The organism is Exiguobacterium sp. SH0S1 (assembly GCF_004337165.1).
Classification (GTDB): Bacteria; Bacillota; Bacilli; order Exiguobacteriales; family Exiguobacteriaceae; genus Exiguobacterium; species Exiguobacterium aurantiacum_A.
On sequence record NZ_SJVC01000004.1, the window covers coordinates 26,555 to 48,438 of the forward strand.

Sequence of the window (21,884 nt, forward strand, 5' to 3'; positions counted from 1 at the left end):
CCCCTTTCGTACGGATTACTCCGTCTCTCCTTGTCGATTGAACTGTTCGAAATACCAACCGTGCTGTTTCATCAGTTGGTCATGTGTGCCGCGTTCAGTGACGCGACCGTCTTGCAAGACAAGGATTTGATCAGCGTGGGAAACGGCAGACAAGCGGTGCGCGACGATGAACGTCGTCTGTTCGGCACGGCTCGTCCGGACCGAATCGATGATTCGGGCTTCCGTTTTCGCATCGACCGCCGAGAGCGAATCGTCGAGCAATAAAATCTCTGGGTCTTTCAAGAGCGCACGCGCAATCGACAGACGTTGTTTCTGTCCGCCTGACAGCATGACCCCTTGCTCGCCGACGACCGTATCGAGCCCGTTCTCTAAATGCTCGATATCGGTATCAAACGCCGCAAGCCGAATCGCCGTCTCGAGGTCGGCTTCGGTCGCGTCATCGGCCCCGAACAAGATGTTGTCGCGGACCGTCTTCGAGAACAATAGATGTTCTTGTGACACGTAACCGCTCCAACCTCGTACCGTGTCGAGTTTAATTTTGTGAACCGGGATCCCGTTGACGAGCAAAGAGTCATCGATTGGATATTCGCGGATCAGCTGACGCAGGAGCGTCGTTTTGCCGGCCCCGGTCGGTCCGACGATTCCGATCGTTTCTCCGCGTGATACGTGGAGTACGATGTCTTCGAGCGACGGGCGGCTCGCACCCGGATAGCGGAACGATAACGATTTGAAGGTGATCTTCTCTGGCACGTCGACTTGCACCGTGCCGTTCGAGACGACGTCCGGCGCTTCGTTCATCGTCGCTTCAATCCGCTCTAAGCTCGCCGTCCCGCGTTGGACGACGTTGATCAACTCACCGAACGCGTACATCGGCCAAATGAGCATCCCGAGATAAATGTTGAACGAGACGAGTTGACCGAGCGTGATGTCATTCGTAAATACGAGGTACGTCCCGAACGACAAGCCGATCAAGTAACTCAAACCGACGAGCAGTTTGATGACCGGTTCGAACAATACGTCGATTTTGGCGACGTGCATGTTTTTCGCCATGACGTCGTCGGTGATCGTATCGAACTTCTTCGTATCCGCTTCTTCTTGCACGAACGAACGGATGACGCGAAGTCCTGAAATCGATTCGACGACTTGGTCGTTCATAACGCCGAACGAATCTTGCGCCGCGGTGAAGCGAGCGTGAATTTGACGGCCAAGCTTATTCATCGACCAGGCAAGTAACGGCATCGGCAACAGTGCCGCAAGCGTCAATTTCCAATCGATGAACACCCCCATAATCGTCAATGCGATCAGTGTCATGTTGAACGAATCGACGAGCGTCATGACACCGAAACCGGCCGTCCGTTCAACCGCTTTCAAATCATTCGTCGCGAGCGCCATCAAGTCCCCGGTGCGGTGCTGTTGATAAAACCGCGGCGTCTGTTTGAGCAAATACCCGAAGAATCGGGCCCGCAGTTTTTTCTCGAGCAGGAACGCCGTCCCGAATAGACGCGCGATCCACAAGTACGATAAAACGTACGATAACACCATGATGCCTAGCAGTGAGCCGACGATTGTGATGAGCCGTTCCGTCGTCAAACTTCCTTCACGGATCGCATCGATTGCTTGCCCGATAATCCATGGCGGGAGCATATCGATGACCCCGGTAATGATGAGCAAAATGATCGCAATGACATACGTTCGTTTCTGCCTCTTAATAAACCAATCCAATTGTTTAATCAGTTTCACGACTGATTCCCCCTTCCGTCCTTTCCGAGCACGCAAAAAAGCGCACTCCACCTGATTGTGCAACCAATCGGATGAAGTACGCTTGAAAGTCTTCAGTCATTTGCATGGTCAGGGAAAGGACACTACCCCTATCCAGCTGCCGTGTTACGCAGTCAAATACGAGTAGCCATATGATGTTGTGTGTGTGCGTTGTAGTGTAGTCAAGTACTTCATCATGCTGGCTCCTCTCTCTTCATAGTTTGAAAATCTACTAAAACCTTAGCAGACTGTTCAGAAAATTGTCAATATTTTTTTGTAAAAATATTGTAACTTGTTTCAGTTTAAGAAGAACGTCGCGAGAATCATCCCGACGATCCCTGTTGCCGTCACGTAATAGATCATCGGCATGAGCGTGTAGCGAATGATCGTTCCTTCTTTACCGAGCAGACCCGCGACCGAAGCGACCGCGACGACGTTCAGCACACAGATCATGTTACCAGCGTTCGCGCCGGCCATCTGCATCGATAAGGCGAGCGTCTCACTCATCCCGACCGAATCGGCGACATTTGTCGTCAAGCTCGAGAACATCATGTTCGAGAACGTGGCCGAGCCCGATACGAACGCTCCGAGCGCCCCGATCCATGGTGCGACAAGCGGCCAAACGCCACCGAACGTGTCCGCTGCAGCCGTCGCGAGTTCGACTGGCATCGATGCGAGTCCAGCTCCGCCATTCTCTGAATGGATAAAGATTCGAACCATTGGAACTGACGCCGCAAGCGTAATTAACGTTCCGCCGATGCCGAGTGTCGTCGCTTTAAAGACCGACGTCACTTGCGACCAACTCATATTGTGCAAGAAGAACGTCGCAATCATCGTCAAGATGAACATGAACCCTGGTGAATAGAACGGCTCCCACGACGTCGAGATTCCTTCTACTCCTAAAATGTTCGGGAGGTCGATCCGGACACTGCGCGTCAACTCGTTCAAGAACGGGACCGTCCGTGTCAAGATGAGGAAGATCGTCAAAATCAAGTAAGGGGCCCATGCTTTCCACTGCGGAAGTTCACGTTTCCCTTTCCCGACCGTCGGCTGTTCAACCGGTTGGTCGAGCTCGTCGGCGTAACCGTCAAACGTCCAAACCCGTTTTGGCATGAGAATACCTTTTCGTGCCATCGCGACGAGAATCACAAGACCGGTCAAGCCACCGAGCATGCCCCCAAATTCAAATCCGAGGATGAGCGTCCAAATGTAAGCCGGAACGCTGTAGACGAGAGCCGCCACAAGGGCGATCGGCAATACTTCGAATGCGGGTTTGACCGACTTCGCTTTACTAAAGAATCGAGTCAGCATCAAAATCAAAATGAACGGGATAAAAAGACCAACGAGCATATCGATCAATACCGTCTGTAAGACGACACTTGTTAAAAATTCGATTGATTCCGGTTTGCTCACATCGAGCGAGAGTCCGTTACCGATCCCGATCAAAGCCGGTGTCCCGACTGCACCGAACGTGACGGCTGATACGTCGGCCGACAAGGCGATGACAACAGCCGCAATCGGCGGGAAACCTAGTGCGATCAATAGCGGGGCCGCCACCGTCGCCGGTGTCCCAAAGCCTGAAGCACCTTCAATGAACGAAACGAACAACCAGCCGACGATGAGGACTTGAATCCGCGGATCCGGTGTGATGGTGACAAAACCGGAACGGATGGCGTTCATACCGCCGCCCTCTTTCATCGTATTCATCATCCCGATCGCGCCATACACGATCCACGCTGCCGTGATCGCGATGACGATTCCTTGTAACACCGCCGCTGTAATGCGGGTTGCATCAAGTTCCCAGACGAAGAACGCAAGTAGCGCCGTCAACAGGAGCGAGAGTGGCATCGCAACCGATGCTGGTAAACGCATAATAACCAATAATACAAGCACAGCCAAAATTGGCACAAGTGCTGTAATCCATTCAAAAATCGTCAATGTAGACCCACCTTTTCAGATTTTTTCCCCTGCCGTAAATGAATTTCCCGTTATGTCTCTTGTTCAGCGAGTCGTTCTAAAGTCCGGTCAATCACCTCATACGGAAATCCTTTGCTCCGAAGCTGCATCTTCATGCGCTGTTTCCGCTCATATGGGGCATACCCGTTGTACTTCCGACTCAGTTTTTCAGCCTGCTTCAAGCAAGCTGCAAGCTCGACGTCCTCATCCTCGTTTTCCCAAAACGTAAGGATCGCCTCTGAAATGATATCAAACGAAAATCCTCTTTGCACCAGGGTTTGTTGAATTCTTTGTTGCACTTCTGTGGCGGAACGGCGATTTGTTTCCAATTGTTTCCTATTTACGAACTTTCCTGCTTTCTCAAGCTGGTCTTCGTGCGAGATCGCAGCGATGACCTCTTCAATGATTTCAGGTGTGATTCGAAGCTGGACCAATTCCCGCTTGATTTTGCCCGGCCCGCTCGGACTCGTGTTAAACTTCGTCTGGGCGTAGGCTTTGGCGAATTCAGCATCGTTCAAGTAGCGTTGTTCAATCAATCTGTCAATCACGCGCTTGATAGCTGCCTCATCTATCTCTTTCTTCACGAGATAGTCGCGGACCTCTGAAACGGCACGCATTCGGTACGATAAATAATTGACGGCTGCTTTGTATGCTTTCTGTTCCTCTTCGGCTTGGAGGACGTCACGGACAAAATCGTCTTCAAGTTCCATCCCTTTCGTCAATCCATATTTAATGAAGACGTCTAAATCGATGGCGAACGCGAACTCTTCTTGCCCATCTTTCTCGATGAAGACGTTCAAGCGGTCCTTATTTTTCTTTTGAGCCGTAAACTTGCTGATTTTCATGAAACCCCCTCCTTTTCCTGCTTCTAACATATCACGTTCCCCTTTTCAGAAGGATTTTTGATAAGTTAAAAGAAAGGGTATTTATTTAATTAGCTATTGTATTTACCGTTATCATACCCGATTTGAAAACGCTTCAAGAATAATGGAGGGATTCACATGAAAATTGCAATCACCGGTGGTACCGGATTGATCGGCCGGCCGCTCGTTCGGGCGCTAGCCGAGGCCGGTCATCAAGTCGTCGTCTTGACGCGCCAGCCGCGCCCACGTCAAGGAGGCATCTCGTTCGTCGAATGGTTGACGCCAGACAGCCATCCCGAGACCGAACTCCAAGATGTCGACGCCTTTATCCACTTGGCAGGAGCCTCCATTAACGACGGACGCTGGACGCACAAACAAAAACAAGCCATCCTCCAAAGCCGTATCGATGGGACGAAAGAAGTCGTTCGCATCATCAAAAACATGAAGCAGAAACCGGACGTTGTCATCAGCGGATCAGCAATCGGCATTTACGGCGAAGACCGGTCGATCACTTACTCGGAATCGACACCGCTCCCGGACCGGACCAACTTCTTAGGAAACGTCTGCGTCTTGTGGGAGAAAGAAATCGCGCCCGTCGCCGATATGGACATTCGTCTCGCCACGATGCGAACTGGTGTCGTCTTGTCAAACGACGGGGGCGCGTTCCCGCTCATGAAGCTGCCCTACACGCTCGGTGCCGGCGGACGGCTCGGTTCCGGAAAACAGTGGGTCCCTTGGATCCACATAGACGATCTCGTCCGCTTATTCGTCTACATCATCGAGACCGATTCGATGCATGGACCGGTCAACGGGACGGCGCCGACACCGGTGACAATGGACCAATTCGGGAAGACGCTCGGACAAGTGATGCATCGTCCACACTGGGCTCCGGCTCCGGCCCCGATCCTCAAACTCGTACTCGGCGAAAAGAGCGTGATCGTACTCGAAGGTGCCAAAGTCGTCCCGACAAAAGCGCTCAATCACGGCTTTCGTTTTCGCTATGAGACGTTAGAACCCGCACTAAAACAACTACTGCATTTGACTTGAGAGGAGACAGCTCGTGAGTAATCTATTAATTCGTAACGCCCATATTTATCCGATCACCGCGCCAAACTTTTACGGGGACATTCGCATAAAAGATGGAAAAATTATCGAAATGGCGGACTTGTTAGACCCAACGGACGGCGAGACCGTCATCGAGGCGGAAGGCAACTTCTTGTTCCCCGGTTTCATCGATGCCCATACCCATCTCGGACTGTATGACGAAGGGACGGGTTCCGTCGGGAATGACGCCAATGAAACGGTCGAAGCGATGACACCGCACGCACGGGCCATCGACGGGGTTTATCCGCTCGATGAAGGCTTCCGTGAAGCGCTCATGGCCGGTGTCACGGCGGTCCAAGTCATGCCGGGCAGCATGAACGTCATCGGCGGAGTGACGAGCGTCATTAAAACGCACGGTCGCTTTATCGAGGATATGGTATTGCGCCGTTACGCCGGCTTGAAACTTGCTCTCGGCGAAAACCCGAAGCGCGTCCACAGTATGGGGAAATCCGGTGAGTTGACCCGCATGGGCATCATGGGACTACTGCGCGAGGCGTTCCGGACCGTCGATTCGACGAAGACGATCGGCACGTTCGGGAGTCAGATGATCCAACTCGCGCTCGACCGGAAGATGCCGGTCCGAGTCCACGCCCACCGTGCCGACGATATTCTTTCGGTCGTCCGCTTCGCTCAAGAGTTCGATCTCGATTACCGGATTGAGCACTGTACGGAAGGTCATCTCGTCGCCGAGAAGTTGCGTGAACTCGGCGTCAAACATGTCACCGTCGGACCGACGTTCACCCGTAAGTCTAAAATCGAACTTCAAAACAAAACGTGGGAGACGTACCGCATCTTGCATGAACACGATATGATCGTCTCGATCACGACCGACCATCCATATACCCCGGTCCAATATTTGAATCTTTGCGCCGGTCTTGCCGCCCGTGAAGGCCTTCCGGTCGACGTCGCCCTGCGCGCCATCACGATCCATCCGGCCCAGTCACTCGGGGTTGATGACCGCGTCGGGTCACTCGAAGTCGGCAAAGACGCCGACCTCGTCTTGTGGAGTCACTTCCCGCTCGACTACATGTCGAAGCCGATCATGACCATCGTCGACGGCCGTATCGTCTACTCGACGGATCGCTCGAAAACCCATCATGAAATGTGAGTAACCCCAGACGTGAAAGCGCTCTTTTATTTTTTTTGTGAAGTTACATTTTATTTGCTTGCTTTTTCAAAAAAAGTCTATAAAATAATCTTGTAACTCATAAAAGAGAGCAGCCAAGGCAAGTTCGAACAACGTAGCCAGAAGTATGCTTTCGTTACAACTATTCTTCAGCGGTCTGAACTAGGAGGAGGAATGTTTGGTGCTCAAATTTCGTGAGCTTACCGACTGCGCGGAGTTGTTCGAACTGATGCAACACCCAGATGTCTTTCCATATGTCCGTCAAAAGACGGTCCACTTTGACGAGTTTTTATTTAGCACGAAGCAAATCATCGAGCTAGAAGAGCAAGGAAACATCATCTCACGTACAATTACGAACGAGTTCGGTACCCCGATCGGGACGATCAGCTTGTTCGATGTGGAAACCGGTTACGGCTTCCTCGGTACGTGGCTTGGCAAACCGTACCATGGGAAAGGTTACAATCAAGTCGCGAAAGAAACGTTCTTCTCAGAGCTGTTCTTCGACCTTGATATTGAGAGTGTATTTTTAAAGATTCGCAAAGCAAATGAGCGTTCGATCGCGGCGGCGGCAAAACTTCCTTATGCGTTTTGCGCCGACGAGATCCGGCCCGATTTGTTAGCAGAAATTAATAGCGGTGACGTCGAATACGTTTTGTATGAAGTGTCGAAGTCGAGCTTCCAGCTGTACTTGCATTCACTTCATGCGCCTGAGTTCGATCATTCGTACGAAGCCCAACTCGAAGCATAAGCCAATTCTGACAAAGAATTGGCTTTTTTGTGGCGTTTTTGTGTGGATTTGTTGAGGACAACTTTACGACAATGAATAATTCTGTTCTAATTCGAAGAGATAGGTATGATAGAAGTATGAGGGAATTATCACATCCTTCGTTAACCGGTTTGTAAAGGAGAATGCCAGATGATAGAACCAGTATTTCGAATCTTAGTAACCGACGATGAGGAGCAGATGCGCGATTTGCTCGTTTCCAATTTAGAAAAAGAAGGCTATGAGACGGTCACCGCAACAAACGGCCTTGAGGCGATCGACTTGTTAAAAGAACAGTCGTTCCACCTCGTCTTGCTCGACGTCATGATGCCCGAGCTCGACGGTCTGACCGCCTGCATGCGCATCCGTGAGTTCTCGAACGTCCCGATCATCATGCTGACGGCCCGGTCTGAAGAACTCGACCGGATTCACGGATTGAAGATCGGCGCGGACGACTACATCACAAAACCGTTCAGCCCGCGCGAACTGCTCGCCCGAATCGAAGCGACACTTCGGCGCACGCACAACTTCTCAAAAGAACAAGAAGCCACGTTCGACGCCGGTGTCTTATCAATCGATATCGAAGGCCGCGCCGTCAGCGTGAAAGGCAAAACTGTCAACTTGACGCGTAAGGAGTTCGACCTCCTCTACTTGTTCATCACAAACGAAGACAAAGTGTTCTCTCGAGAACAGCTCCTCGACCAAATTTGGGGTACCGAATACCACGGCAACCTCCGGACGGTCGACACGCACATTAAAACGCTCCGTCTCAAGCTCGGCGAAGCCGGTGGCTACATCCAGACCGTCTGGGGGATCGGCTACAAGTTCGAGGCGAACGTATGAAGCAATACACGATCCGGAAGCGGATTTGGATCACCATCTGGACGGCCAGCCTCTTCTCTGCGTTCGTGTTCATCATCATGACGTTTTACTTGTACGACAAGTTTTACATTCAGACGCAAGAAGAACTACTGATCAACCGCGGGGAGAAACTCGTCACCATCTATAAGGCGGACGGCTTCTCCGACGCGTTCGCTGACAGCATGACGTACACGAACGAACTGACCGAAACGAAAGTGTTTCTCTCGTCCGTACGGGAAGATACCCTCGGCTCCGGGAAGACGTTTTTACGCGAACAAGATCTCGCTCGTTTGCAAGACGGCTACGCCATCTCGGTCACGCGCAAGCACCCGACCGAGGATGTCGACATTCTCATGTCCGCATTCCCGCTCATCCGTGACGGCGAACTCGATAATGCCCTCATCCTCTATATGGAGCTGAGCAAAATCAGTGAGCCGTTCCAACCGATCCGGCTGATGATCACGTTCTTGCTCATCTTGATGATTGTCAACTTGCTCATTTTCGGGACGCAAATCATCGACACGATCATTCAACCGCTCATCCAAATGAAACGCGCTTCCCAAGTGTATGCCAAAGGTGACTTCTCGCACCGCATCCCGATCGATTCCGATGACGAGATCGGTGACTTGGCCGAGACGCTCAACCGGATGGCCGAGTCACTCGGACTCGTCGAGGAGCAGCGCAAAGAATTTTTGGCTAACGTCAGCCATGAGCTCCGGACCCCGCTGTCTTACATTCGCGGGTATACCGAGATGCTGCAAGACCCGACGCTCGACGAGAAGACGCAAGCCCAGTATTACGACATCATCGAGAACGAGACGGAACGGTTGCAACGACTCGTCAACGATCTGCTCGACCTCGCCCAGCTCGAACGCGATTCGTATCCGATGACGAAAGAACCGGTCGTGTACTCACAAGTGCTCGAAGACGTGTTATACCGATTTGAACCGATTGCGCGCGCGAAAGGCGTCACCATCGAAGCGGATCTCGACTTTGATCTCATCATCCTCGGGGATCACGATCGCCTCGAGCAAGTCGTCGGAAACTTACTCGATAACGCCCTTCGTTATACGGATGCCGGCAGGTCGATCCATGTGAGGACGTTCGCGGAAGAGAACTATGCCATCACCGAGATTCGCGATGAAGGCCGGGGCATCCCGAAAGAGGACCTCGATCAATTGACGAAACGTTTCTACCGCGTCAACAAATCGCGGACGCGTGAAGACGGCGGTACCGGACTCGGGCTCGCCATCGCCAAGCACATTATGGAACGCCATGGCGGCTCGATGCATTTCACGTCCGAAGTCGGCAGCGGCACGACCGTGTCGCTTGCTTTGCCGCTCTTGCCAGACGATGAAGACATATAAAAGAGGCAGCCACGGCTGCCTCTTTTTAAATATCTTTGCCTTTATAGGCATCATCTGATTCGTTCATGAGCCGCTCGCGTTCGGCGTGTGTCTGCGGGAACCCGTTCGCTTGCCACTCGGCCCGATGATTCGAGTCGAGTTGCGTCAACCCTGCTTCCGCCTCGTCTTTATCGGAATCGACACTTTCCATCTTGTCCATCTTGCTCCACGTGTTATCCTCTTGGTCTTGCGTCAACAGCGCTGCGACTTTCGGCGCGACGAGTGCAGCACCAGCCACACCGAGCACGATCCCCATCAATACTTTCTTATCCATCCAATACCCCTCCTTAGTCACTATGCACAGATAATTCCACTGTTCCCGAAACTTGAAACACTTTTCTAAAGCGTTTACACAAAATACGGAAGTGGAATAACACTCAAAGAAGGAGGCGATGGAGATGAAGAAGCAGGAACAACCGTCAAAACGACCGTTCGATAATCCGGACGCCGTCGATACGGACAAAGAGAGCATCTTTGACCAAGAAGGCATGGAGACGGTCGACCCGATCCCGGTCGAAGAGCTGAATCAAAAAGTGAAAGACGAGAAACGAAAGCGCCACTCAAAAGACGACTCAGTCAGCGAGAAAAAATATGACGGCAACAAATAAGGATGCGGACAACTTTGTCCGCATCCTTATTTTCATGTTAAGTCTTTTGGCGAGAAGCCGTATGGCAGCATCTCTTCTTTTGTCATCACTTTCGTCTCACCGGCCATGTTGGCCAAGATCAACGTGAAGTCGTCACTCGCAAACTCGGCGATGACTTGACGACAAGCGCCACATGGCGAGATCGGGCCGTCCGTGTCTCCGACGACGACGACCGTGTCGATTGACTTGCTGCCTTCCGACACCGCCTTGAAGATGGCAGTCCGTTCCGCACACATCGACAAACCGTACGACGCGTTCTCGACGTTACAACCTAAGATTTCCTTACCCGTCTCATCGATGACGACGGCACCGACGTTGAACTTCGAGTAAGGTGTATATGCGCGCGACCGCGCGTCAATCGCCTTATGAACGAGCTCTTGAACTTTTTCATGTGGAATCATTGAATGTTCCTCCGCTTCTTGAATTTAAAAAAGAAGTCTGACATCTGAACTATAACGTGAAAACGTTTTCTTTACAAGCGTTTTCACGGTCCCGTCAATATTTTTTCTTCTTCTTTTTCTCGAAGACGACAATCGATTCGACGTGAGCCGTTTGCGGGAACATATCGTACGGTTGGACGTAGTTGACCTTATAATCGGCTTTCATGAGTTGATCCGCGTCGCGCACGAGCGTCTGCGGGTTACATGACACGTAGACGATCCGTTTCGCTTTCGAAGAAATCATCGCGTTTAGGAGCTGATGGTCCACACCTGTTCGCGGCGGGTCGACGACGATGACGTCAGGAATCCACCCGTCTTTCACCCAGCGCGGAATCCAATGTTCAGCGCGCCCCTCGACGTATGTCGCATGATTGTAGCCGTTCTCACGCATGTGAGCATTTGCGTCTTCAACCGCTTCAGGTACGACTTCCATCCCGCGAATCTCTTTCGCGTGCGGTGCGAGCCAAAGTCCGATTGAACCGACACCGGCGTACGCATCGATGACGCGTTCTTCACCAGTCAGACCAGCCGCCTCGACGACTTCACGGTACATGACTTCGGTTTGGGCCGGATTGAGTTGGAAGAAAGCACGTGGCGACAAGTGGTAATGCACGTCGTCTAGCTGCTCGTCCATCTTATCTTGACCGGCGATGTGGACCGTTCGGTAACCGAAGATGACGCCCGACCGGTTCGAGTTGATGTTGATATGGAACGAGACGACGTTCGGCAATTCCATGATGCGGTCGCTGAGCGTATCCAAGTTCGGTACGTCCTCACTCCCGACGACGAGAACGACTTGAACGTCGTTCGTCTTGTAACCTGAACGGACGACGATCGTCCGGGCAAAACCGACGTCACGTCTCGCGTCATAGACCGGGATGTCGAGCTCGTTCAAAATACGGACGATAGCGTTGTTGACGTTCGTCGTATCACGTTGTTGCACCATGCAGTGCTCGATCGGCACGAGGTCGTTCGAGTTCGGCTTGTAGAGGCCTGAGACGATTTCGCCGCGTTGGACTGACAACGGGAATTGGGACTTATTACGATAGTACCAAGGGTTTTCCATCCCTTTCGTCGGACGGATATCGGACTTATCGACGTTCAACTTCGTCTTCTGACGGAACGCGTTGCGGACGATATCTTCTTTATAGTCCATTTGCAGACGTGAACTCATATGTTGAATCTGGCAACCGCCACATTCGTCATAAATTGGACACGGCGGTTTAACCCGGTCCGGCGAGTCGTTGTGTCGCTTCGTGACCCGCGCCTCGGCATAGTTTCGTTCGATGCGCGTGATTTCGATATCGGCTCGTTCCCCTGGTAACAGGTTCGGGATAAAGATGACCATCCGATTGATCATCGCGATGCCCTCCCCGTTAATGCCTAACCGTTCTGCTTTCGTGCTTGCACGTTCTCCTACGATCAATTTCAATGTGTTTCATCCTTTCGAGATACTTGTTCTAAATCTTTGGCGTAACGTACGACTTTCGCACGTAAGGAATCAATATCAGCTAACAATCGATGCAAATCCTCTGGCGTCGTGAATTCGTCTAACGTGTTGACTGATAAGCACAGTAACTCCGTTCTCGATTTTAACACGTTCATTTTTCCTGCCGTATCTGTTCGTGATTTACCCATCTCATGATCGCTCCTTCGCTTAGTGACAAAGAGTTGTTATTATAGCATACTATTTCGTGTAACTTGATAAAAAGGTGGAATCCACATGCAAAACATCTCGACGACGTTCGATCCGTGGGAAGCGTATCTCGATCAAACCGAGTTCGGTCGACTCGTTCTCTCGAACGTCGAAGTGACGACGACGAAACTATGCAATATGCGCTGCGAGCATTGCGCGGTCGGCTATATGCTTGATCAAACGGAAGAACCCGAGGTCCCGCTCGAACTGTTGATTTCGCGCCTCGACGAGATCGAGCACTTGCGCGCCTTCTCGATCACGGGCGGTGAGCCGATGCTGTCGATGAAGTCAGTTCGAAACTATGTCGTCCCGCTTCTACGCTACGCTAAGGAGCGCGGTGCCCGCACACAGATCAACTCGAACTTGACGTTGCCGTTATCTCGCTATCATCTTATTACCCCTTACCTCGACGTTTTGCACATTTCTCATAATTGGGGAACGGACGCCGATTTCTTAGAGGGCGGTTTCGCGATGATGGACCGCAAGCCGAGCGAATCCGCTCGGCTCAAGATGCTTCAGACGATGAAGGACAATGCCCGAGCCCTCACGGCCGAAGGGGTCATCGTATCGGCCGAGACGATGATCAACAAGCGGACGATCCCCCATTTAAAAGAGATTCACGAGGAAATCGTCTCGCTCGGTTGTCAACGCCACGAATTGCACCCAATGTACCCCGCAGACTTCGCTAGCGCGCTCGAGTCGGCCTCTCTCGACGAGATCCGTCAAGCTATCCATAACGTACTCGACATTCGGGACGAGAACGTCTGGATGCTGTTTGGAACGTTGCCGTTTTACGCCTGCTCGGACTCAGAAGCCGACCGCGCCTTACTGCGGCGACTCTCGACCGCGAAAAACGTGACGGTCCGCAACGACCCGGACGGACGCTCCCGGTTGAACACAAACATTTTTGACGGTCAGATCATCGTCACCGACTTCGGCGACGAACTCGGCACACTCGGCACGTTGTACGATACGTCGTTCCAAGACGCGTACGATCAATGGACGAACAGCGCGTTGAACGCCACACTGTCGTGCCATTGTCTCGCCGTCAAATGCCTCGGACCGAACGCACTCGTCAAACAAGCGTACTATCCGACAGTCGACTTTAGACAACGTGTCGCCCACTCGTTTTAATTATTTCGATTCGGGAAATATTTAGTATATAAAACGAATCGAGGTGTTCGATGATGACAGCGATCTATGTGTTCATCGTTACCGTCATGGGAATCATCATTTTCGGAGGCGTGCTCAGCATCTTATTGACAGCCGCATTCGTTTCGGACAAAGTAGACCATGATGAAGTGTTCAGTCAAGGCAGTTGGGACGATGAGTTGTTACAAATAAATCATACTCCTCAACCGATTGATGAACCAAAAAGCTGAGTCCTCTCAGCTTTTTATTTTTGTATGTGAGGTGACCTATGGAACGGTTTCGTTTTTCGATTTTATTGCTCGTCGTTTTTATTTCGGGCTTGATTCAAGGGGCGCTCATCCCTTTACTATCCACATTAATCGAACGTGACGGCAACCCGGCCTGGCTGAACGGACTGAACGCGACGATGCTCTATTTGGGCATCATCGTCTCGGCACCGCTACTCGAACGGTTCGTCCGCAAATACGGATTCCGCCCGACAATCGTCCTCGGCATCGTGTTGACGGCGCTCGCCACGTTCTTTTTACCGCTTTGGCCGTCACTGCTCATGTGGGCCGTCATGCGCTTCGTCATCGGATTCGGGGACTCAGCGCTTCACTACGGCTCGCAAGTGTGGGTCACGTCGGTGAGCGAGAAACGGAGTCTCGGCCGGGCGATGGCGTATTACGGGATGTCGTTCAGTCTCGGGTTTGCAGTCGGTCCGTTGATCGCCCCGCTCGTCGATATTCACTTTTGGCTCCCGTTCCTCGTCTTGATCTTCTTCTGTCTCGGATCACTCTTCCTTATCTTCAAGGTCGACAACGAGTACCCCGAAGCGGAGAAAGTGAAGACGGATTCGACCGGACGCATCCGCCTCGTCTTGATCGGTGCCGGGTACACGCTGCTTCCGGCGTTCACATACGGCTTTCTTGAAGCGAGCCTGAATGCGAACTTGCCGATCTTCACCGTCCGTAACGACATCGGGCTCGCGCAGACGAGCACGCTCATCACGACGTTCATCGTCGCGTCCATCATCGTCCAGTTGCCGCTCGGACGGCTCGCCGATCACTTCGGGAAGAAACGCGTCCTGCAAATCGTCTTGACGCTCGGTACGCTCTTGTTCGCCCTCGCGAACCTCGCCGTCGACAACTATTTGTGGTTGCTCGTTTTGTTCGCCTTGGCCGGTGCCGGACTCGGTTCTACTTATTCGCTCGGCCTCGCCCATATGACGGAAGTGTTGCCCCGCTCACTCTTACCGACCGGCAACATGCTGTACAGCATCTCGTTCAGTGTCGGGTCGATCAGCGGTCCGATGATCGGTGCCTTTTGGGTCGCGTTGCCTAAAGAAGTATATTTCCTCATGTACGCCTTAATACTCGGCATCCTGTCGATCAGCCTGTTCACGTCAAAAGCCAAACCGATCGAAGCATAAGTAAAGGATGAGTCTCCTCGGAGATTCATCCTTTTCATTTGTCATTCGTTTGGTGGCCCGACTCTCACATCATTTCGTTCGAACGCCCGGATGAACACCTCATCGAGAGCGAACGGCTCCGTATCGAGCGATGCCAATACGTCGGACTTGAGCGTCACCTCGATGACGCGGTCATTGATTTGCCACTTCGTCTGGATGTCGTCGCCTTGCCTGACGGCGCGCACATCGACTTGGTCGTGATGTTCTTTCAATCCGCGACTCACGCACTTCATCACGTACTTGACATACTCGTCTCGCGGTTGGCGCGACACGAGGATGTTTCGGACAATCAAATTTCTCGTCATGGCACAAACCCTCCCTTCTGTTAACTTGTCGTACGCAAGTCTTTACAACGAAGACCGATTCATAACTGAAAAATTATCAGAATTTTTAATATATTTTGCCATGAGAATAAACTTCCGTCAACTGTACCTCGAACTCATTTCGCGGCAGAGCCGCCCGGCCGACGACGACCTTGAAAATACGTTGACAAGTAGATGCCGGCGATGACGAATAGTAACCCGACGAGCGCGTTCCAAGGAATCGTCTCACCGAGCAGTAAACTCGATAACAGGACGCCGAACAAGGGAACAAAGAACATATAGAGCGACACCCGGCTCACCGGGTTGTGCTTCATGAGCGTGTTCCACAACGTGAAACCAATCGCTGATAACAATGCGAGGTATAACAGGAACAATAGCGTCTTCACCGTGTAAGGCAAGAACACGCCTCCTGGGTCAAGGATAAATCCGACGATCAACAGGCCGAGCGAACCGATCACCATCGCCCAAGCGGTCATCGGGGCGACGTCATGATGTCGCGAGTAATCTTTCGCGACCAAGTTTCCGAACGCGCCAGACACCATCGCCAAGATGAGAAGAATTTCACCGATTCCAAAACCAATTTCCGAGCTTGCTGTCGGCCAGTTCGCGATGACGATCCCTGAGAAGCCGAGAGTGAGCGCGATGCCTTTCAACCGGTTCAACCGATCATCTTCATAGCGGAAATGTGCGAGTGCCATTTGAAAGAACGATGTCGAGCCGGCGATGATCGACCCTTGCACCCCGGTCGAGATGGACAATCCGATATAGAAGAACAGATATTGCAAAAACGTCAAGAACGCCCCTAAGTGTGCATATGCCTTCAATTTTTCCGCATTCAATCGGATCGGCCGCTTGAAGACGAGCCGGCTGATCACGAGCAACAGAATACCGGCCAGTAAAAACCGTTCGCCGGCAAAGAACAGTTGTTGGCCGTACTCGCCTGCTCCGATGTCTAACGCCTCATAACTTAATTTAATGAACGGGAAAGCACTGCCCCATAAAAACGTGTTGAACAACGCCAACAGCGTGACGCTCCAAGAGCGTTGAAAAATATTTTGCATGACACGAAATCTCCTTAATCTTTTAGTTTGTGAGTTGTTATGAATGATGATAAAATAGACTCACATGATAATCATTATAAATAAGAGACATGAAGAAAACGGATGTAAAACCCTTTAAAACAACAAAAGATAATGATAATCATCCTCAGTCATTATCATTTAACTGATATATATTCTCAATTAGAAAGAGGTGCCTACTATGAACGTACACGCAACTACTGCACAAGAAAAAAGCCACGTCTTCAAACGGGCAAACTGGTTCGAACATATCGAGCTCATCATGGCGCTCATCAGCGGTGTATTGATTGTACTCGCATATTTCACAGAAAGACAAGGCGGAACCCCTTGGATATACGTCACGCTCTACTTGAGCGCCTTCTTGATCGGCGGTTATGCCAAAGCCAAAGAAGGACTGACCGATACGTGGGAAACCCGTTCATTGAACGTCGAGCTACTCATGATCATCGCGGCGATCGGCGCCGCCTCGATCGGCTATTGGATGGAGGGCGCGATCCTCATCTTCATCTTCGCCTTATCCGGCGCGCTCGAGACTTACACGCTGAACAAAAACGAGCGTGCGCTCGAATCGTTAATGGAACTCCAACCGGAACAAGCGACCCGTTTCGATGCAGCCGGCGGTCTCGAAGTCGTCCACATCGATGACTTAAAAGTCGGCGACCGGATTTACGTCCGGCCGGGTGAACGCATCCCGGTCGACGGACGCATTTTGAGCGGGACCGCCTCCGTCGAAGAAGCAGCCATCACCGGGGAATCGATTCCGGTCGATCGGACCGTCGGCGACGAAGTGTTCGGTTCAAGTGTTAACTTGAACGGGGTGCTCACGTTATCCGTGACGAAACTCGCCACCGAGACGTTGTTCCAAAAAATCATTCAGATGGTGCAGCAAGCCCAAGAAGAAAAATCACCGTCGGCCCAGTTCATCGACCGCTATGAGGGACGATACGTCCAGATCGTGCTCATCTCGGTCACGGCCATCATCTTGCTCGGTCCCGTTCTCACTTCGTGGTCGCTCGAAACGAGCATATACCGCGGGATGATCCTGCTCGTCGTCGCCTCACCGTGCGCCCTCGTCGCGGCGATCACACCGGCCGCGCTTGCCGCCATCGCCTCGTCCGCTAAACACGGGATTTTGTTCAAAGGCGGTGTCCACATCGAGAACATGGGACGCCTCAAAGCGATCGCATTCGATAAAACCGGAACACTCACAATCGGTAAGCCGGTCGTCCAAACGGCGTTGGTTCATCCTGACATGGCAGCAGAAGACGTTTATCGCGTCGTCAGTTTGATCGAAGAACATTCGATGCACCCGCTCGCCGAGGCGCTCGTCAAGTTCACGGGCAAACATACGGGAGACATGGACCACTTTAAAGACATCACCGGTTCAGGCATCGAGGCGACGATTGACGGCACTTCCTACCGGGTCGGTAAACAAAAGTTCGCCGACCGGAGCGGTGACTTCTACCGCGAAGATGTCGAGCGGTTAAAAGCCGCCGGACACACACTCGTCTTCGTCAGTGACGATAAGCAGACGATCGGTGCATTCGCACTGCGTGACACGTTACGCCCGGAAGCCAAACAAGCGATTGAGCGCTTGAACCATCTCGGAATCGCGACGATCATGATCACAGGCGACAATGAAGCGACCGCACGCGCCATCGCGACGGAGGCGGGCTTGACCCGCTACATCGCCGAATGCCTCCCGGAAGAGAAAGTCGAACAAATCAAGCTGTTAAAACAAGAGTACGGCACGATCGGGATGATTGGCGACGGCATCAACGACGCCCCAGCCCTCGCGACAGCAGATGTCGGGATCGCCATGGGCGAAGGAACCGACGCCGCACTCGAGACGGCTGACGTCGTCCTCATGAAAAACGACCTCGTCCGCTTGAGTTCAGCGATCGAGCAATCTCGTAAATTGAACCGGATCGTCTTGCAGAACGTCGTGTTCGCCCTCGGCGTCATCCTCGTTTTGATCGCGACGAACATCTTCGAGTTGCTCGTCATGCCGTTCGCCGTCGTCGGTCATGAAGGGTCAACGATTCTCGTCATTTTGAACGGACTGCGTTTGCTCAGTTCTTCATGGGACTGACAAATTTCGACAGCGTTTGAAACCGTCATTGAAAGCGAATGACGATTTCGCTATAATGGAAACAATGTGTCTAACAGACCGATAACAGATAGATGATTGGCTAAAGGTGGTACAGCATATGAATACGATTGCAGTGATCGGCAAAGTGTTTGTCGATATTAAAGGAACATCGTTCGCCCCGCTTCATAAAGATGCGAAAAACGTCGGGGACATCGCGTTCTCGAACGGCGGAACCGGCCGTAACGTCGCGCAAAACCTAGGTGTCCTCGGTAACGACGTCCGGTTCGTGTCAACCGTCACAAACGACCAAATCGGGATGGGTGTCCTTCAAGAGCTTCGCGACTTAAACGTCAACGTCGACCATGTCGACCTGCTTGAAGATAACGGTATGGGCATGTGGCTCGCCGTCATGGACAATAACGGCGATCTCCAGACCTCGATCTCGAAACAACCAGATGAAGCGATGATGGAACAATGTATCCTCCGCCGAATCGATACGGTGTTCGCCGAAAGCGAAGCCGTCGCCATCGACCTCGATTTGTCGGTCAACGTCTTGAATGAGACGATCGAACTTTGTCGCGAGATGAAGCTTCCGCTTTACGGGGTGTGCGGTCATTTGTCCGTCATCGAACGAAATCGCCACTTGCTTCAAGGCTTCACCGGCTTCATCTGTAGCCGTGAAGAAGCCGAAATCCTGTCTGATATGTCAATCGTCACCGTCGATGACGCATTGCGCGTCGCCGAAGTGCTCGCGATGAAAGGTGCGCCGCTCACAATCGTCACGATGAGCGAGCTCGGTGCCGTCTACGTCGATCTCCGGACGAACGAGCAAGGACACGTCCCGACGACGAAAGTCAAAGTCGCTGATTCAACAGGCGCCGGTGATTCTTTCTTCTCGGCCGTCATCTCCGAATTGATGAAACATCATTCGATCGAAGACGCGCTTCGCCTCGGCATGCGTGTCGCCGCAAAAGTTATCGGTTCTCATGAGAACGGTTTGACTTCTGATATGTACGAATCGTTAGAACAAAAGACGACAGATTAACAAAGCGCATCGACGGTGAGTCGATGCGTTTTGTTCACTATAAGCTACCGAAAGGAACGATCCCATTGGTCAGAACAAAATTACGCAGCGCCATCATCCTCACGAACGAACACGACGAGGTCGCGCTCATTCGACGCGAAAAAGAAAACGCACTCTATTACGTCTTCCCTGGCGGCGGTGTCGAATTTGGCCATACGGCTGAAGAAACTGCTGTCCGTGAAGCTTATGAAGAACTCGGTGTCCACGTCGAGCTTGAAGGAGTCGCCGCCTACGTCGCCTTCAACGGTGAATTGAATCCTTATTTTTGGGCCCGCGTCACAAGTGGCGAATTCGGCACCGGTACGGGCGAAGAGTTCCAAGCTGAACAGACGAACGGCTCGTACACACCGATTTGGGTGAAGCGGAGCGCATTGAGCCGCCTGCCGGTCAGACCCCCTTCTTTAGCCGAGCTGCTCACCACCAATCCAGAACGATTCTTTGACAAAACGTTAGCCGAAGACTGAATCAATGTGTAACCTGCTGACAAATCGGGAAAGATAGTTTCTAACGATAACGTTCAGGAGGATATGCGCATGGACACTACAGAAGTGAAAGAAAAAAAGAATTGGCTTTCCTTCGGGAAAGAGTTGTTTCGTCGTTTTAAAGAGCATGACGTTCAAGATTACGGGGCAACGCTCGCTTTTTTTTGGTTCTTATCCATTTTTCCGGGAATCATTTTTATTTTAGCGTTGCTCTCGTTCTTCGACATCACGCAAGCGTCGTTTCAAGAACAATTAAATAACCTGGCACCAGGTTCGGCGGCGACCGAGTTTTTATCAGGGATCTTTGAGGCAATCGGCGAGCCACGAGGCGGATTGCTCTCGATTGGTGCGATTTTAGCGATTTGGTCGGCCTCTAAAGGAGTCGAACGATTGATCAATATGGCAATCCACGCGTACGGTGAGGACAACGAACGCAACTTCTTCGTCAGTAAAGGCATCGCCCTCGGCTTGACGTTCCTCCTCGGCGTCGGCGTCTTGCTGCTCATCATCTCGAACGTGTTCGGCTCACAGATCATCGGATTCATTTCAGACTACCTCCCGATTTCCGGTGCCGAAGTCGTCTTGATCAACGTGTTCCGTTACGTGCTGACGACGGTCATCTTAATCTTGACGCTGTCGATCTTTTATAAGATCGCACCGCAACAACACGTATTTTGGAAAAGCACCGTCCCCGGCGCCATCTTTGGCGTCATCGCTTGGCAGCTCGTCTCACTCGGTTTTAGCCTATACGTCTCGAACTTCGGTAACTACGATTCGACGTACGGATCACTCGGAGGCATCATCGTCACGTTGCTTTGGCTGCAGTTGACCGGCATGATCATCTTGATCGGCTCTGAGATCAACGCCACGTGGCAACGCTTCTTCAAAACCCCGAGCGAGCAGGAGTATGAGAAAAACTATAAGAAAAACAAAAAATCCAAGTCGAAAGACTCGGACGAAGATGACTACAAAGATATTCCGGTCAACACGTACGGATGACAAAAGGCGAACTCCGTTGAGAGAGTTCGCCTTTTTGCATGGATGATTATGCCTCTACGACATCGAGTCGCCCCGTTCCTGGATCGATGACAAATCCGTGGACGTCCGTACCCGGCGGCAGGAGCGGATGGTTTTTGATCAGACTGACCGAGTTGACGACGTTCGCCTCGACCGAGTCAAAGCCATGCAACCACTTCTCCAAGTTCATGCCTGAGGCTTTGAGCGTCTGTAACGTCTGCGGATCAATTCCGCGCCGCTCCATCTCGCCGATGACCGCGTTCGGGTCGATAGCGGCCATGCCGCAATCGTAATGTCCAACAACGATCACCTCTTCCGCACCGAGAGCGTATAAGGCGACGAGAATCGAACGCATGACCGATCCGAACGGATGCGACAATACCGCGCCCGCGTTTTTGATGATTTTCGCGTCGCCGTTCTTCAAACCGAGCGCATGTGGCAATAACGACGTCAACCGTGTGTCCATACAAGTTAAAATGACAATTTTCTTATCAGGAAATTTATCTGACACGTACTGCTCATACTGCTTCTCTGTCACGAACCGTTCATTGAACGCAAGCATGTCTTTGACGACTGACATATCGT

23 protein-coding genes are annotated in these 21,884 nt (G+C 51.9%); 13 read left to right on the plus strand and 10 right to left on the minus strand.

Features of this window, described 5'->3' with window-relative positions; translation table 11 throughout:
• Window positions 1-15: 15 nt before the first annotated feature.
• The 3 genes from EVJ20_RS10755 to recX all read right to left on the minus strand — a co-directional run bounded on the left by EVJ20_RS10755 (window position 16) and on the right by recX (window position 4,559).
• Window positions 16-1,740 (minus strand): ABC transporter ATP-binding protein, encoded by a 1,725-nt coding sequence (locus EVJ20_RS10755; RefSeq protein WP_070328946.1) that lies wholly within the window; start codon window positions 1,738-1,740, stop codon window positions 16-18.
• Between the two features lie 315 nt (window positions 1,741-2,055).
• Window positions 2,056-3,696, minus strand: a complete 1,641-nt coding sequence (locus tag EVJ20_RS10760) for an L-lactate permease (protein WP_051121478.1) — start codon at window positions 3,694-3,696, stop codon at window positions 2,056-2,058.
• A 50-nt stretch (window positions 3,697-3,746) separates the two neighbouring features.
• On the minus strand, window positions 3,747-4,559 hold the full coding sequence (gene recX / locus EVJ20_RS10765; RefSeq protein ID WP_236633507.1) for a recombination regulator RecX: 813 nt from the start codon (window positions 4,557-4,559) through the stop codon (window positions 3,747-3,749).
• 156 nt (window positions 4,560-4,715) lie between these two features.
• Between recX and EVJ20_RS10770 the strand changes: the two genes are divergently transcribed.
• The 5 genes from EVJ20_RS10770 to EVJ20_RS10790 all read left to right on the plus strand — a co-directional run bounded on the left by EVJ20_RS10770 (window position 4,716) and on the right by EVJ20_RS10790 (window position 9,798).
• The gene (locus tag EVJ20_RS10770) at window positions 4,716-5,624 is read left to right on the plus strand and encodes a TIGR01777 family oxidoreductase (protein WP_131505084.1); all 909 of its coding nucleotides are present in this window, start codon (window positions 4,716-4,718) and stop codon (window positions 5,622-5,624) included.
• 13 nt (window positions 5,625-5,637) lie between these two features.
• The gene (locus tag EVJ20_RS10775; RefSeq protein WP_070328943.1) at window positions 5,638-6,789 is read left to right on the plus strand and encodes an amidohydrolase; all 1,152 of its coding nucleotides are present in this window, start codon (window positions 5,638-5,640) and stop codon (window positions 6,787-6,789) included.
• 199 nt (window positions 6,790-6,988) lie between these two features.
• Window positions 6,989-7,555: a GNAT family N-acetyltransferase gene (locus EVJ20_RS10780; RefSeq protein WP_070328980.1), complete on the plus strand. Its 567-nt coding sequence runs from the start codon at window positions 6,989-6,991 to the stop codon at window positions 7,553-7,555.
• A 168-nt stretch (window positions 7,556-7,723) separates the two neighbouring features.
• Window positions 7,724-8,413 (plus strand): response regulator transcription factor, encoded by a 690-nt coding sequence (locus EVJ20_RS10785; RefSeq protein WP_070328942.1) that lies wholly within the window; start codon window positions 7,724-7,726, stop codon window positions 8,411-8,413.
• On the plus strand, window positions 8,410-9,798 hold the full coding sequence (locus EVJ20_RS10790) for a sensor histidine kinase (protein ID WP_131508187.1): 1,389 nt from the start codon (window positions 8,410-8,412) through the stop codon (window positions 9,796-9,798). The genes EVJ20_RS10785 and EVJ20_RS10790 overlap by 4 nt, the downstream gene beginning before the upstream one ends.
• Before the next feature lie 25 nt (window positions 9,799-9,823).
• Here EVJ20_RS10790 and EVJ20_RS10795 read toward each other — a convergent pair whose 3' ends face one another.
• On the minus strand, window positions 9,824-10,111 hold the full coding sequence (locus EVJ20_RS10795) for a hypothetical protein (RefSeq protein WP_070328940.1): 288 nt from the start codon (window positions 10,109-10,111) through the stop codon (window positions 9,824-9,826).
• 124 nt (window positions 10,112-10,235) lie between these two features.
• Here EVJ20_RS10795 and EVJ20_RS10800 point away from each other — a divergent pair, with 124 nt between their 5' ends.
• Complete coding sequence (locus tag EVJ20_RS10800; protein WP_070328939.1) at window positions 10,236-10,445, plus strand: hypothetical protein; 210 nt, start codon at window positions 10,236-10,238, stop codon at window positions 10,443-10,445.
• Window positions 10,446-10,477: 32 nt separating this feature from the next.
• Here EVJ20_RS10800 and cdd read toward each other — a convergent pair whose 3' ends face one another.
• The 3 genes from cdd to EVJ20_RS10815 form a co-directional block, all read right to left on the minus strand.
• Window positions 10,478-10,885 (minus strand): cytidine deaminase, encoded by a 408-nt coding sequence (gene cdd, locus EVJ20_RS10805; protein WP_131443918.1) that lies wholly within the window; start codon window positions 10,883-10,885, stop codon window positions 10,478-10,480.
• A gap of 94 nt (window positions 10,886-10,979) precedes the next feature.
• Entirely contained in the window at window positions 10,980-12,356 is a 1,377-nt protein-coding gene (rlmD, locus tag EVJ20_RS10810; protein WP_070328938.1) for a 23S rRNA (uracil(1939)-C(5))-methyltransferase RlmD, read from the minus strand.
• On the minus strand, window positions 12,353-12,562 hold the full coding sequence (locus tag EVJ20_RS10815) for a hypothetical protein (RefSeq protein ID WP_016510454.1): 210 nt from the start codon (window positions 12,560-12,562) through the stop codon (window positions 12,353-12,355). Before EVJ20_RS10815 ends, rlmD begins: the two co-directional genes overlap by 4 nt.
• Window positions 12,563-12,647: 85 nt before the next feature.
• Between EVJ20_RS10815 and yfkAB the strand changes: the two genes are divergently transcribed.
• From yfkAB to EVJ20_RS10830, 3 genes are read left to right on the plus strand one after another with little or no spacing between them, the layout of a single operon-like run.
• Window positions 12,648-13,754 (plus strand): radical SAM/CxCxxxxC motif protein YfkAB, encoded by a 1,107-nt coding sequence (gene yfkAB / locus EVJ20_RS10820; protein WP_131508189.1) that lies wholly within the window; start codon window positions 12,648-12,650, stop codon window positions 13,752-13,754.
• A 50-nt stretch (window positions 13,755-13,804) separates the two neighbouring features.
• Window positions 13,805-14,002, plus strand: coding sequence for a hypothetical protein (locus EVJ20_RS10825; protein ID WP_070328936.1), 198 nt, complete (start codon window positions 13,805-13,807; stop codon window positions 14,000-14,002).
• 38 nt (window positions 14,003-14,040) lie between these two features.
• Window positions 14,041-15,183, plus strand: coding sequence for an MFS transporter (locus EVJ20_RS10830; RefSeq protein ID WP_016510467.1), 1,143 nt, complete (start codon window positions 14,041-14,043; stop codon window positions 15,181-15,183).
• A 41-nt stretch (window positions 15,184-15,224) separates the two neighbouring features.
• Here EVJ20_RS10830 and EVJ20_RS10835 read toward each other — a convergent pair whose 3' ends face one another.
• Complete coding sequence (locus EVJ20_RS10835) at window positions 15,225-15,527, minus strand: hypothetical protein (protein WP_016510464.1); 303 nt, start codon at window positions 15,525-15,527, stop codon at window positions 15,225-15,227.
• A 134-nt stretch (window positions 15,528-15,661) separates the two neighbouring features.
• Window positions 15,662-16,606 (minus strand): DMT family transporter, encoded by a 945-nt coding sequence (locus tag EVJ20_RS10840; protein WP_131465662.1) that lies wholly within the window; start codon window positions 16,604-16,606, stop codon window positions 15,662-15,664.
• Window positions 16,607-16,805: 199 nt separating this feature from the next.
• Between EVJ20_RS10840 and EVJ20_RS10845 the strand changes: the two genes are divergently transcribed.
• The 4 genes from EVJ20_RS10845 (at window position 16,806) to EVJ20_RS10860 (ending at window position 21,281) form a co-directional block, all read left to right on the plus strand.
• Window positions 16,806-18,716: a heavy metal translocating P-type ATPase gene (locus tag EVJ20_RS10845; protein WP_131508191.1), complete on the plus strand. Its 1,911-nt coding sequence runs from the start codon at window positions 16,806-16,808 to the stop codon at window positions 18,714-18,716.
• Between the two features lie 118 nt (window positions 18,717-18,834).
• A complete protein-coding gene (locus EVJ20_RS10850) occupies window positions 18,835-19,761 on the plus strand; it encodes a carbohydrate kinase family protein (protein WP_070328933.1) in 927 nt (308 codons plus the stop codon).
• A gap of 65 nt (window positions 19,762-19,826) precedes the next feature.
• Entirely contained in the window at window positions 19,827-20,264 is a 438-nt protein-coding gene (locus EVJ20_RS10855; protein WP_167615739.1) for an NUDIX hydrolase, read from the plus strand.
• Between the two features lie 69 nt (window positions 20,265-20,333).
• The gene (locus tag EVJ20_RS10860) at window positions 20,334-21,281 is read left to right on the plus strand and encodes a YihY/virulence factor BrkB family protein (protein WP_131465668.1); all 948 of its coding nucleotides are present in this window, start codon (window positions 20,334-20,336) and stop codon (window positions 21,279-21,281) included.
• Window positions 21,282-21,327: 46 nt separating this feature from the next.
• Here the strand turns inward: EVJ20_RS10860 and EVJ20_RS10865 are convergent, their stop codons facing one another.
• Entirely contained in the window at window positions 21,328-21,879 is a 552-nt protein-coding gene (locus tag EVJ20_RS10865) for a beta-class carbonic anhydrase (protein WP_070328930.1), read from the minus strand.
• Window positions 21,880-21,884 lie beyond the last annotated feature (5 nt).